This is a genomic window from Pseudomonas sp. NFPP02 (assembly GCF_900119355.1).
Lineage (GTDB): Bacteria > Pseudomonadota > Gammaproteobacteria > Pseudomonadales > Pseudomonadaceae > Aquipseudomonas > Aquipseudomonas paracarnis.
In genome coordinates this window covers 144,541-157,651 of record NZ_FPJI01000002.1, presented here as the reverse complement: position 1 = coordinate 157,651, position 13,111 = coordinate 144,541, and the positions used below count along the sequence as shown (strand labels likewise).

General features: G+C 61.4%; 12 protein-coding genes. 10 read left to right on the top strand and 2 right to left on the bottom strand.

The features are described 5' to 3' along the window. Positions 1–16 precede the first annotated feature (16 nt). The 3 genes from BT204_RS04130 to rimK are packed head-to-tail and all read left to right on the top strand — an operon-like array spanning position 17 to position 2,194. Positions 17–796: a S6 modification regulatory phosphodiesterase RimA gene (locus tag BT204_RS04130; protein ID WP_054896652.1), complete on the top strand. Its 780-nt coding sequence runs from the start codon at positions 17–19 to the stop codon at positions 794–796. A gap of 46 nt (positions 797–842) precedes the next feature. Then, positions 843–1,292, top strand: coding sequence for a retropepsin-like aspartic endopeptidase RimB (locus tag BT204_RS04125; RefSeq protein ID WP_169856571.1), 450 nt, complete (start codon positions 843–845; stop codon positions 1,290–1,292). Continuing rightward, a complete protein-coding gene (gene rimK, locus BT204_RS04120) occupies positions 1,289–2,194 on the top strand; it encodes a 30S ribosomal protein S6--L-glutamate ligase (RefSeq protein WP_003187674.1) in 906 nt (301 codons plus the stop codon). Before BT204_RS04125 ends, rimK begins: the two co-directional genes overlap by 4 nt. Positions 2,195–2,334: 140 nt before the next feature. Here rimK and BT204_RS04115 read toward each other — a convergent pair whose 3' ends face one another. Together BT204_RS04115 and ompR are read right to left on the bottom strand one after the other, a co-directional pair. Beyond that, on the bottom strand, positions 2,335–3,648 hold the full coding sequence (locus BT204_RS04115; protein WP_003187671.1) for an ATP-binding protein: 1,314 nt from the start codon (positions 3,646–3,648) through the stop codon (positions 2,335–2,337). Between the two features lie 117 nt (positions 3,649–3,765). Further along, positions 3,766–4,506, bottom strand: coding sequence for an osmolarity response regulator transcription factor OmpR (gene ompR, locus BT204_RS04110; RefSeq protein WP_003187669.1), 741 nt, complete (start codon positions 4,504–4,506; stop codon positions 3,766–3,768). Positions 4,507–4,863: 357 nt separating this feature from the next. On the opposite strand from ompR, the gene BT204_RS04105 reads away from it, so the two are divergent. The 7 genes from BT204_RS04105 (at position 4,864) to tauD (ending at position 13,072) form a co-directional block, all read left to right on the top strand. Further along, positions 4,864–7,188: a Tex family protein gene (locus BT204_RS04105; protein ID WP_054896653.1), complete on the top strand. Its 2,325-nt coding sequence runs from the start codon at positions 4,864–4,866 to the stop codon at positions 7,186–7,188. Further along, positions 7,188–7,571: a PaaI family thioesterase gene (locus BT204_RS04100; RefSeq protein WP_052199927.1), complete on the top strand. Its 384-nt coding sequence runs from the start codon at positions 7,188–7,190 to the stop codon at positions 7,569–7,571. The genes BT204_RS04105 and BT204_RS04100 overlap by 1 nt, the downstream gene beginning before the upstream one ends. 214 nt (positions 7,572–7,785) lie before the next feature. Then, positions 7,786–9,369 carry a glutamate--cysteine ligase gene (gene gshA, locus BT204_RS04095; RefSeq protein ID WP_054920278.1) on the top strand — a complete coding sequence of 528 codons (1,584 nt, stop codon included), beginning with the start codon at positions 7,786–7,788 and terminating at the stop codon, positions 9,367–9,369. A 244-nt stretch (positions 9,370–9,613) separates the two neighbouring features. Continuing rightward, complete coding sequence (gene tauA, locus BT204_RS04090) at positions 9,614–10,591, top strand: taurine ABC transporter substrate-binding protein (protein WP_014716469.1); 978 nt, start codon at positions 9,614–9,616, stop codon at positions 10,589–10,591. 17 nt (positions 10,592–10,608) lie between these two features. Then, positions 10,609–11,388 carry a taurine ABC transporter ATP-binding subunit gene (gene tauB / locus BT204_RS04085; RefSeq protein WP_054896655.1) on the top strand — a complete coding sequence of 260 codons (780 nt, stop codon included), beginning with the start codon at positions 10,609–10,611 and terminating at the stop codon, positions 11,386–11,388. Further along, the gene (tauC, locus tag BT204_RS04080) at positions 11,385–12,221 is read left to right on the top strand and encodes a taurine ABC transporter permease TauC (protein WP_072445761.1); all 837 of its coding nucleotides are present in this window, start codon (positions 11,385–11,387) and stop codon (positions 12,219–12,221) included. The genes tauB and tauC overlap by 4 nt, the downstream gene beginning before the upstream one ends. Positions 12,222–12,235: 14 nt before the next feature. After that, entirely contained in the window at positions 12,236–13,072 is an 837-nt protein-coding gene (gene tauD / locus BT204_RS04075) for a taurine dioxygenase (protein ID WP_072445760.1), read from the top strand. Positions 13,073–13,111 lie beyond the last annotated feature (39 nt).

Here is a 13,111-nt window from a genome sequence, read left to right as displayed (position 1 = left end):
TTCGCGAGGATACGCCGTGACCGACTTTCCCCTCTCACTCACCTCGCCCAACCAGCGGTGCGTGGGTTGCCAGCAAAGCGAGCCTCTGGGGTTCGATTTCGCGTTCGCCTACCAGCCTATCGTAGACCTGCGTGACCATTCGATCTTCGCCAACGAAGCCTTGGTGCGCGGTCCCCAGGGAGAAGGCGCGCTGTCGGTGCTGGCTCAGGTCAACGAAACCAATCGCTACCGCTTCGACCAGCGCTGCCGGACCAAGGCCATCGCCGGTGCCGCAGCCCTGGGCATGCAGACTCACCTTTCCATCAACTTCATGCCCAATGCTGTATATCGTCCGGAACTGTGTATCCGCAGCACTCTGGAGGCCGCCCGGGCGCACAATTTCCCGCTGGACCGGCTGATTTTCGAGACCCTGGAAAGCGAGCACGTAGATAACTATCGCCATTTGACGAATATTCTGCGTGAATACCGCGAATTCGGCTTCAAGACCGCCATCGACGATTTCGGCGCGGGCTATTCGGGGCTGAACCTGCTGGCCGATTTCCAACCTGACTTGATCAAGCTCGACATGGCGCTGATTCGCGATGTCGACCAGGATCGTGTCCGTCAGGTGATCGTCCGGGGGATTGTCACAATCTGTGAGCAGTTGGGGGTTACTGTCATCGCCGAGGGCATCGAAAGTGCCGGCGAGCGCGACTTCCTGTCCGACTGCGGAATATTTCTGATGCAGGGCTTCTGGTTCGCCAAACCTGCATTCAAAGCGTTGGCTGAGGTATCTCCTCAAGCCTGGGCGAATTGACCGGTTAACCATATTGAAGACATTTGACCATTTGACCGTTGTGGGTCTGCGTGAGTGGGTGGCACTTCCCGACTTGGGAGTGGCGGGCCTGCGGGCGAAGATCGACACCGGTGCCAGTACCTCAAGCCTGCACGCCACCGATATCGAGCCCTTTGAGCGCGACGGTGAAAAGTGGGTGCGTTTTACCGCGCACTTGGGCAGCGTGGTGCAACTGCGTCACCGCCGCTGTGAAGCGCCCCTGGTGACGATGAAAACCATCAAGAGCTCCAACGGCCATGCACAGGTGCGCTACGTGATCAGCACCACCCTGGCCCTGGGTGATCGGGTATGGCGGGTGGAGTTCACCCTCGCCTGTCGCAAAGCCATGCGTTACCGCCTGCTGCTGGGCTCCAAGGCGCTGATTGACGGCCAGTTGGTGGTCAATCCGGGCCTCAAGTACGTTCAAGACAAGCCGGTGTTCCCGGTCTCCACTATTTCTGCCCCAGGTGCTGCATGAAGATTGCTGTGCTGTCGCGAAACCCGCGTCTGTATTCCACCCGCCGCCTGGTCGAGGCCGGCACTGAACGTGGCCATGAAATGGTGGTGATCGACACGTTGCGTGCCTACATGAATATTGCCAGCCACAAGCCGCAGATCCACTACCGGGGCAAGCCCCTGGAAGGCTTTGATGCGGTGATCCCGCGTATCGGCGCTTCGGTGACGTTCTATGGCTGCGCGGTATTGCGCCAGTTTGAAATGATGGGGGTGTTTCCGCTGAATGAATCCGTGGCCATTGCGCGCTCGCGGGACAAGCTGCGCTCCCTGCAACTGCTGTCGCGCCGGGGCATCGGTCTGCCGGTCACCGGTTTTGCCCACTCTCCGGACGACATTCCCGACCTGATCGAGATGGTCAATGGCGCACCGCTGGTGATCAAGGTACTGGAAGGCACCCAGGGCATCGGGGTGGTGCTGTGTGAAACAGCAACGGCGGCGGAGTCGGTGATTGAGGCGTTCATGGGCCTCAAGCAGAACATCATGGTGCAGGAATACATCAAGGAAGCGGGCGGCGCGGACATTCGCTGCTTCGTGGTGGGCGACAAGGTGATCGCGGCCATGAAGCGCCAGGCCAAGCCCGGTGAGTTCCGCTCCAACCTGCACCGTGGCGGCAGCGCCAGCCTGATCAAGATCACCCCGGAAGAACGCATGACCGCGCTACGGGCGGCCAAGGTGATGGGGCTGAGCGTGGCGGGTGTGGACATCCTGCGCTCCAACCATGGCCCCCTGGTGATGGAAGTAAACTCATCGCCTGGCCTGGAAGGGATCGAAACCACCACCGGTAAGGATGTGGCGGGGATCATCATTCAGCATCTGGAAAAGAATGGCGGGCCGAATATGACTCGGACCAAGGGAAAGGGCTGAATACCCACATCTGCCACACGCCGCAAACCACTGTGGGAGCTGGCTTGCCTACGATGACGCCGGTACATTCAACATCGTCGTTGAATGAACTACCGCTATCGCAGGCAAGCCAGCTCCCACATTTGCATTCATATTGCTTGTTAGACAGCGTCTCTAGGCAGCATCAACCCCAGCGGCAGCCGCACCCGTGCTTCCAACCCGCCGCCTTCCCGGTTGCGCAACTCGACATTGCCGCCATGCATCGACGCAATACGCCGCACAATCGCCAACCCCAACCCCGTGCCCTTGCCTCCTCGGGCGCGGTCACCACGGGTGAAGGGGTTGAAGATACCTTCCAGTTCCGCCGGGTCGATTCCTGTGCCACGGTCCATCACGCTCAGCACCACGTAAGGCGCGGCACTGTCGCCAGAAACGTACGCCGCCACTTCCACATCGGAACCGGCATGGTGCAAGGCGTTGCCAATCAAGTTGTTCAGCAGGCGCTTCATCGACACCCGGCGTAATGCGAACGGCTGGATCGGCTCCAGGCGCGTGCGCACCTGCTCACCATTCTGGTTATAGGGCGCAACCACCTCACGCACGAGGTCGGTGAGGTCGACCTCCTCGACCACTTCATCCCGCCCGTCACGGATGAACGCCAGGAACTGGTCCAGAATAGCGTCCATGTCCTCGATGTCGCGCACCATGTCATCGGTGAGGTCGGTATGGTCCCCCATCAACTCCAGGGACAACCGTAATCGCGTCAGTGGCGTGCGCAAGTCATGGGACACCCCCGCCAGCATCAACTCGCGTTCGCGCCCGGCCTGTTCGACATCTTCTGCCATCTGGTTGAAGGCGCCGTACACCTCGGTCATCTCACTGGGCGTGTCGCTGACCGGCAAGCGCACACTGCGCCCCTGGCCCAGTTGGCGAGCGGCAAACACCAGGCGCTTGAGGGGTTGGTTGAGCTGGCGGACGAAAATCCACGCGGACGCCGTTGAAAGCAAGCCAATGGCCAGGAACCAGCCCAACACGTTCCAGATTTTTTGCCCCCTCAGCGGGTGCGGATAAAGCGGAACCTTGATCCAGGCATCCCCCAGGCTTGGCGCTCGCACCCACAGCGCAGGCGAAACATGCATACGCAGCCGCACCTCGGTGTCGGCACCCAACTCGGCCTGCATCTGGCGCTGGTAGATCTCGCTGTAAGGCCAATGCTGCTCGCCTTCAGGCACACCTGCGCCGTCAACCCGCGTCAGCGTCGACGCCTTGGCTACTTTTTCGCGGTTCTCAGGGTCTACCGCCCAATAACCACGCAACGTCAGGGCGACACCATGGCTGTACTGCCGGTCCACCAGCACGTCTTCGTTCATCAACAGATAAACCAGCGTGAGCGCCTTGGAAAACAGAACGACAATAAGCACCAGCCAGAGGGTGCGGGAGAAGAAACTTTGTGGGAACCACAGCGGGGTTTTCATAGATGAAAGCTGCACACCTTGCAGGAACGAGCGGCGCTCGCAGAATTGCAGACGCCGAGCATCCCGTCGCCCCTCATGGAGTCAAACGCCAGGATACCCGCCCCTGCAAATCATCGGTCACTTGGTTGCGGTGCCATCCGGCACAAACACATAACCCACACCCCACACCGTCTGGATATACCGCGGCTTGGACGGGTCTGGCTCGATCATCCGGCGCAATCGGGAAATCTGCACGTCGATGGAGCGCTCGAGGGCGTCCCATTCCCGGCCACGGGCCAGGTTCATCAGCTTGTCACGGGTCAGCGGCTGGCGAGCGTTCATCACCAGGGCCTTGAGCACTGCGAATTCGCCGGTGGTGAGCATGTGCACTTCTTCACCGCGCTTGAGCTCACGGGTGGCCAGCGACAATTCGTAATCGCCAAAGGTGACGCTTTCGTCTTCGCTGCCCGGTGCACCCGGTACCGCCGGTGCCTGGCGACGCAACACGGCCTTGACCCGCGCCATCAGCTCATCGGGGTTGAACGGCTTGGCCAGGTAGTCATCAGCGCCCAGCTCCAGCCCCTTGATGCGGCTCAGTTCATCGCCCTTGGCGGTGAGCATGATGATCGGGATCTGATTGTTCGCACCGCGCAGGCGCTTGCAGGCGGTGAGGCCGTCTTCACCGGGCAACATCAGGTCGAGTACGACCAGGTTGAAAACTTCACGCCCTAACAGACGATCCATCTGTTCGGTGTTCGGCACCGCGCGGGCACGATAGCCCTTGGAGTTGAAAAAACGCTCCAGCAGGCTGCTCAGCCCCGGATCGTCATCAACGATGAGAATTTTTTCGCCTTCAGCAGTTTGTGCGGTGCTGCTCATTGGATGCTCCTCTTATCTCGGCGCGCATTATGGCGTAGCTGCCGTTATACGCACCGTGTGCATTGTTAGCAGATTTTTCATCTACTGCCAGCGAACCCGCGCCCTACAAGCTGCGGCGCAGTAGCCCCCAAGGGCGGAACGCTGGTTATAATGCGGCGCCTCCGTGCAGGGCAACGTCAGATCGTTACCGTTTGCTGCCGGGCTTTTTTTACCCGCTTGTCGTGACTTTTTCGATTTCGAGGGTCAATAGCCAGCCTCTTGACCCAGGCAGCGGCGCCAGTCGGGCCGCTCAACCAGCCTCGCCGAGCCTTGTTTTTACGGGCCGGCGCGCTGATTTTAAGAATTTCAGGTGGTTTTATGGACAGCATCAACAGCCGCATCGCCGAGGAACTCGGCGTACGCCCACAACAGGTCGAAGCGGCCGTCGCTCTACTGGATGAAGGCTCCACGGTGCCCTTCATCGCCCGTTACCGAAAAGAAGTAACCGGCAGCCTCGACGACACCCAGCTGCGGCACCTGGAAGAGCGCCTGCGCTACCTGCGAGAACTCGACGAACGGCGTATCAGCATCCTCGCCAGCATCGAGGAACAGGGCAAGTTGACCCCTCAACTGGAACGCGACATCAAACTCGCGGACACCAAGACCCGCCTCGAAGACCTTTACCTGCCGTACAAACAGAAACGTCGCACAAAGGGCCAGATCGCCCTGGAAGCCGGCCTGGGTGATTTGGCCGATGGCTTGTTCAACGACCCATCGTTGACCCCGGAAACCGAAGCCGCGCGCTTCATCGACGCGGAAAAAGGCGTCGCCGACGTCAAGGCCGCCCTCGAAGGCGCCAAGTACATCCTGATGGAGCGCTTCGCCGAAAACGCCAGCCTCCTGGAAAAACTGCGTACCTACCTCAAGCAGGAAGCCATCCTCAGCGCCCGCGTCATCGCCGGCAAAGAGGAAGAAGGCGCCAAGTTCCGCGACTACTTCGAACACGACGAGCCGCTCAAAAGCATGCCGTCCCACCGCGCCCTGGCGATTTTCCGCGGCCGTAACGAAGGCATTCTCAGCTCCGCGCTGAAAGTCGGTGACGAGCTGCCGGGCACCATGCACCCCTGCGAAGGCATGATCGGTCAACAATTCGGCATCCAGAACCAGAACCGCCCGGCAGACAAGTGGCTCGGCGAAGTGGTGCGCTGGACCTGGAAGGTCAAGCTCTACACTCACCTGGAAACCGACCTGCTGGGCGAGTTGCGCGACGGCGCCGAAACCGAAGCGATCAACGTGTTCGCCCATAACCTGCACGACCTGCTGTTGGCCGCACCGGCTGGCCCGCGTGCCACCCTGGGCCTCGACCCGGGCCTGCGCACCGGTTGCAAGGTCGCGGTGGTCGACGCCACCGGCAAGCTGCTGGACCACGCCACCGTGTACCCACACGTACCGCACAACAAGTGGGACCAGACCCTGGCGATCCTGGCCGCCTTGTGCGCCAAGCACGCGGTCGACCTGATCGCGATCGGCAACGGCACTGCCAGTCGCGAGACTGACAAGCTGGCCGCCGAGCTGATCAAAAAATACCCGGCCATGAAAATGACCAAGGTCATGGTCTCCGAAGCGGGCGCTTCGGTGTACTCAGCCTCGGAACTGGCGTCCAAGGAATTCCCGGACCTCGACGTGTCGATCCGTGGCGCGGTGTCCATCGCTCGTCGCCTGCAAGACCCGCTGGCCGAACTGGTGAAGATCGACCCTAAATCTATCGGCGTCGGCCAGTACCAGCACGACGTGTCGCAACTGAAGCTGGCACGCGGCCTGGATGCGGTGGTGGAAGACTGCGTAAACGCCGTGGGCGTAGACGTGAACACCGCTTCGGTGGCACTGCTGGCGCGAATCTCGGGCCTCAACGCGACCCTGGCGCAGAACATCGTCAGCCATCGCGACGAAAACGGCGCGTTCAAAACCCGTGCTGCGCTGAAAAAAGTCGCACGCCTGGGTGAAAAAACCTTTGAACAAGCGGCCGGCTTCCTGCGCGTCATGAACGGCGATAACCCCCTGGACGCCTCGGCAGTTCACCCGGAGGCCTACCCGCTGGTGCAACGCATTGCCGCCGAAACCGACCGCGATATCCGTTCGTTGATTGGTGATGCCGCGTTCCTCAAGCGCCTGGACCCGAAGAAGTACACCGACGAAACCTTCGGTGTGCCGACCATCACCGACATTCTGCAAGAGCTGGAAAAGCCTGGCCGCGACCCACGTCCCGAGTTCAAGACCGCCGAGTTCCAGGACGGCGTCGAAGACCTCAAGGACCTGCAACCGGGCATGATCCTCGAAGGCGTGGTGACCAACGTGACCAACTTCGGCGCGTTCGTGGACATCGGCGTGCATCAGGACGGTTTGGTGCATATCTCCGCGCTTTCGGAGAAGTTCATCAAGGACCCACGTGAGGCGGTGAAAGCCGGTGACGTGGTCAAGGTCAAGGTCATGGAAGTCGACATCCCACGCAAACGCGTCGGCCTGTCGATGCGCATGAGCGATACCCCCGGCGAGAAAATCGATGGTGCCCGTGGCGCTCGCCCCGGTTCGGCGCCGCGCCAGTCGCAGAACAACGCCCCGCGCAAGGAAACCACCACCGCCGCGCCAAGCAACAACGCCATGGCGTCGCTGTTTGCCAACGCTAAACAGTTGAAGAAGCGCTGATGGAAATTCCGGCCGGTTTGACCCAGAGCGCATTCAGCGAACTGATCGGCTGCCGCCTGCAACGCCTGGAAGAGGGCGTTGCCGAGGTGGCCCTGACCCTGGAGCCGCACCTGCGCAACCGCGCGGGCAAGCTCCATGGCGGGGCGATTTTCAGCCTGGTGGATATAACCATGGGCCTGGCCTGTTCCAGCGCCCATGGTTTCGACCAGCAGAGCGCCACCATCGAATGCAAGATCAACTATATCCGCGCCGTGGAAGACGGTGAGGTGTTGTGCACCAGCCGGGTGATCCACGCCGGTCGCCGCACCCTGGTGGTCGAGGCCGACGTGTATCAGAGCGAAAGACTTGTCGCAAAAGCACAGGGCACGTTCGCTGTCCTATAGCTCCCCACCCCCGATTTGAGTTAATTTCGGCGCTGCGATAACAGCGTCGGAATTTTCTCGCTGCGCTGTAGCCCAATTCATGGAGTGAAGTCGGCAGATTCAGAGCGGGTCAAATCGACTCAAAACCAGGCGATCACGCCAGTTTCAACTTCACCCTTGTAGACCGTCCTGCCCACCCCCATATTGGGGCGACTGACGCGTGAAGGAATCCAACTTGAGCGAACTTCTCAACCGCCGCCTGGCCCTGCTCGGCAAGCGCGAACACCTCTCCCTGCTAGAGCAATGCTTGCACGGCATCGAGCGCGAATGCCTGCGCGTCACCAACGAAGGTCGACTGGCGCAAACGCCGCACCCCGAAGCCCTGGGCGCCGCGCTGACCAATGAACAGATCACCACCGACTACTCGGAATCGCTGCTGGAGTTCATCACCCCTGCCCTGCCGAACCCGGCCGATACTCTGAGCAGCCTGGACAAGATCCATCGCTTTGCCTACACCAAGCTGGGCAGCGAATACCTGTGGAGCCCCTCGATGCCGTGCCCGTTGCCGGCCGAGGAAGATATTCCGATTGCCTACTACGGCACCTCCAACATCGGCCAGCTCAAGTACGTGTACCGCAAGGGCCTGGCCCTGCGTTACGGCAAGACCATGCAGTGCATCGCCGGCATCCACTACAACTTTTCCCTGCCGGAAGCGTTGTGGCCGTTGCTCAAGGAAACAGAAGGATTTGTCGGCACCGACCGTGACTATCAATCCACGGCCTATATCGCGCTGATCCGTAATTTCCGCCGCTACAGCTGGCTGTTGATGTACCTGTTCGGTGCCTCGCCAGCCCTGGATGCCGGCTTCCTGCGCGGACGCTCGCATCAGCTTGAAGTCCTCGACGCCGACACGCTGTACCTGCCCTACGCCACCAGCCTGCGCATGAGCGACCTGGGTTACCAGAGCAACGCCCAAGCCGGCCTGACGCCGTGCTACAACGATTTGGCCAGCTACACCGACAGCCTGCGCGAAGCGGTGGCAACACCCTACGCGCCCTATGTCGAAGTCGGCACGCACAAGGATGGCGAGTGGGTACAGCTCAATACCAACATCCTGCAGATCGAAAACGAGTACTACTCCAACATCCGTCCCAAGCGCGTGACCTACACCGGCGAGCGGCCGATCCAGGCGTTGATGGCGCGCGGCATCCAGTACATCGAAGTACGCTGCCTGGACATCAACCCGTTCCTGCCGATGGGTATCGACCTGCCAGAGTCGCGGTTCCTCGACGCATTCCTGCTGTACTGCGCGCTGAACGACAGCCCACTGTTTGCCAACAACGAGTGCGGCAACGCCACCTCCAACTTCCTCAGCGTGGTCAAGGAAGGCCGCCGTCCGGGCCTGCAATTGCAGCGTGACGGCCAGCCGGTGGATATGAAGGAGTGGGCGGCCGAGTTGCTGGAGAAGATTGCCCCGCTGGCCGCCCTGCTCGATCAGAGCCATGGCATCACCGAGCACAGCGAGGCATTGGACGCCCAGTTGGCCAAGGTCAAGGACCCATCCCTGACGCCGTCGGCGCAGGTGTTGGCAGCCATGGCTGAGCGCAAGGAAAGCTTTGCGCAGTTCTCCCTGCATCAAAGCGAAGTCCATGCCGAATACTTCCGCAAAGAACCTTTGGCGCCTGAGGAACAAGCGCACTTTGAAGAACTGGCCCGTGCGTCGCTGGCGCAACAGGCAGAGCTGGAGCAGAACGAAGTAGGCGATTTCGATGTGTTTGTCGGTTCGTACCAGGCAAGCATCCTCGCCATCAGCAACTAACCTCAGGCTCGCTCCCCCTGTGGGAGCTGGCTTGCCTGCGATATCGGTAGGTCAGCAACCCACCTGTTGACTGATACACCGCTATCGCAGGCAAGCCAGCTCCCACATTATTCTGCCAGCCTGAAAACAGGCTTCGCCATTTACCCTCATAAGCTAATTCGAAAAAGTTATTTATTTTCGAATTCTTAGATCATTTAGTCTCCTCTCACGCCGACCCTCGGCCGCCTGATTGAGGAGCTTCCCTTTGAAACTGCTGACCCCTCTGCGCCTGTTGGCCGCATTGTCCCTGGCCGGTGCCAGCCTGTTTGCCCAGGCGGCGGACGTGACCATTGCGTATCAGACCACCGTGGACCCGGCCAAAGTCGCCCAAGCCGACGGCGCCTATGAAAAAGCCACTAACGCCAAGATCGACTGGCGCAAATTCGACAATGGCGCCGACATCATCGCCGCCATCGCGTCCGGCGACGTGCAGATCGGCTACCTCGGTTCCAGCCCGCTCACCGCCGCGATAACCCGTAAAGTCCCGGTGCAAACCTTCCTCGTCGCCACCCAGATCGGCGGCGCCGAAGCCCTGGTGGCGCGTAACGGTTCGGGGATCAACAGCCCTCAGGACCTGGTCGGCAAAAAAATCGCCGTGCCCTTCGTTTCCACCGGCCACTACAGCCTGCTCGCCGCCCTTAAACACTGGAACATCGACCCGGCCAAAGTCACCATTCTCAACCTCGCCCCGCCGGCCATCATTGCCGCCTGGAAGCGCGGTGATATCGACGCCACCTATGTCTGGGACCCAGCCCTGGGCGTGGCCAAGGAAACCGGCAAGGTGCTGATCACCTCCGGGGAGCTGGCCAAGTTCGGCGCGCCGACGTTCGATGCCTGGATCGTGCGCAAGGACTTCGCCGAGAAGCACCCAGAGATCGTCACCGCCTTCGCCAAGGTCACTCTGGATGCCTACGCCGCCTACCGCAAAGACCCACAAGCCTGGCTCGCCGATACCGGCAACGTCGACAAGCTGGTGAAGCTCTCCGGCGCCAAGGCCAGCGATATCCCCTTGCTGCTGCAAGGCAACGTCTACCCGTTGGCCGCCGACCAAGTCACCCTGCTGGGCGCACCGACCACCAAGGCCGTCACCGACACCGCTGCGTTCCTCAAGGAGCAAGGCAAGGTCGAGGCCGTGCTGCCCGACTACGCCCCTTATGTCAGCGCCAAGTTCATTACCAACTGACCCAGGAGTTCACTGCGATGGCCTTGCTACAACTGGAGCGCATCAGCGCACAGTACCCAGGCGCCCCGGAACCGGTACTGTCCGATATTTCACTGGAGCTTGGGCCCCAGCAATTGCTGGTCGCCCTGGGCCCCTCCGGCAGTGGCAAGACCTCGTTATTGAACCTGATTGCCGGCTTCGTCGAACCGTCTGCCGGGCGTATCACCCTCGATGGCGTGCCGGTCAAAGGCCCCAGCGCCGAGCGCGGCGTGGTGTTTCAGGACGACGCCCTGCTGCCCTGGCAAGACGTGCTGGCCAATGTGGCTTTCGGCCTGGAACTTGCCGGCGTGCCCAAGGCGCAGCGCGACGTGCGGGCGCGTGAAATGCTCGCGCTGGTGGACCTGGCCGGTTTCGACAACCGCCGCATCTGGCAACTCTCCGGTGGCCAGAAGCAACGCGTCGGCCTGGCGCGTGCGCTGGCGGCCGACCCGCGTGTACTGCTGATGGACGAACCCTTCGGCGCCCTGGATGCCTTCACCCGTGAACAGATGCAGGAGTTGCTGCTGCAAGTGTGGCGGCGCACGGCCAAGCCGGTATTCCTGATTACCCACGACATTGAAGAAGCGGTGTTTCTGGCCACCGACTTGATCTTGCTGGCGCCCAACCCCGGCCAGATCGTCGAACGCCTACAGCTGGATTTCGGCCAACGTTACGCCGCCGGTGAATCAGCCCGCGCAATCAAATCCGACCCGCGCTTTATCGAAACCCGTGAGCATGTGCTGGGCAAAGTGTTCTCCCAACGGCAGGTGTACGCATGAGCAGTTACGAACTTCCCGCCACGGCCACCGAGCCTGCGACACATCCCGTGATCCCGCTGCGCCGTCGCCTGAGCACGCGCTGGATCAGCCTGCTGACCCTGGCGGCCTTGCTGGCCCTGTGGTGGGCGGTGACCGCCACCGGTTTGATCGAACCTTTGTTCCTGCCACCACCGTCCGCCGTGTTGCAAAAAGGCTGGCTGCTGGCAACCACCGGCTACATGGATTCCACTTTGTGGCAGCACCTGGGCGCGAGCCTCAGTCGCATCGGCCTGGGCCTGAGCTTTGCAGTACTGACCGCCGTGCCGGTGGGGATCGCCATCGGTGCCAACCGTATTGCCCGTGGCATTCTCGATCCGCTGATCGAGTTCTACCGGCCGATTCCGCCCCTGGCCTACCTGCCGTTGATCGTGATCTGGTGCGGCATTGGCGAGCTGTCCAAGGTGCTGCTGATCTACCTCGCTATCTTCGCCCCGATTGCCATCGCCACCGCCACTGGGGTGCGCACCGTCGACCCGGCCAAATTACGCGCTGCGCAGTCGTTGGGCGCTAGCCGCGCGCAACTGATTCGCCATGTGATCCTGCCCAGCGCCCTGCCCGATATCCTCACCGGTGTGCGCATCGGCCTGGGCGTGGGCTGGTCGACCCTGGTGGCGGCCGAGTTGATTGCCGCCACCAGCGGCCTGGGGTTCATGGTGCAGTCGGCGGCGCAGTTTCTGGTCACCGATGTGGTGCTGCTGGGCATCCTGGTGATCGCCCTGATCGCCTTCGCCATGGAAATGGGCCTGCGCGCCCTGCAGCGTAAATTAGTGCCCTGGCATGGCCAGGCACACTGAGTGAAGAATCCACAATGAGCAGCCTGACCGTTACCCCATTAAGCACCGCCCTGGGCGCCCAGATCAGTGGCGTCGACATCGCTCAGCCGCTGAACCCTGAACAGCGCGACGCCATTGAACAGGCGTTGCTCGACTATTCGGTGCTGTTCTTCCGTGACCAGCCGATCACCCCTGCGCAACAGGCACGGTTCGCGGCAAACTTTGGCGACCTGCACATCCATCCGATCTACCCCAACGTGCCGGAACAGCCCGAAGTGCTGATCCTCGACACCGCCGTCACGGATGTGCGTGATAACGCGGTGTGGCATACCGACGTGACCTTCCTGCCCACGCCGGCCCTGGGCGCTGTGCTCAGCGCCAAGCTGCTGCCAGCCTTCGGCGGCGATACCTTGTGGGCCAGTGGGACTGCGGCGTATGAAGCACTGTCTGAACCGCTAAAGCGCTTGCTCGATGGCCTCACCGCCACACACGATTTCACCAAGTCGTTCCCGCTGGAGCGCTTTGGCAACACCGCCGAAGACCTTGCGCGCTGGGAAGCGACCCGCAAGAAAAACCCGCCGCTATCGCACCCAGTCGTGCGCACGCATCCGGTGAGTGGGCGTAAATCGCTGTTCGTCAGCGACGGATTCACCACCCGAATCAATGAACTGGAACCGGCCGAAAGCGAGGCCATTCTCAAGCTGCTGTTCGCCCACGCCACCCGCCCGGAATTCACCATTCGCTGGCGCTGGCACGAGAATGATGTGGCGTTCTGGGATAACCGCGTCACCCAGCATTACGCCGTGGATGACTACCGGCCGCAGCGGCGGGTGATGCACCGGGCGACGATTCTTGGGGATGTGCCGTTCTAACGCTTGGCGACAGATCGTTCCCACGCTCTGCGTGGGAAC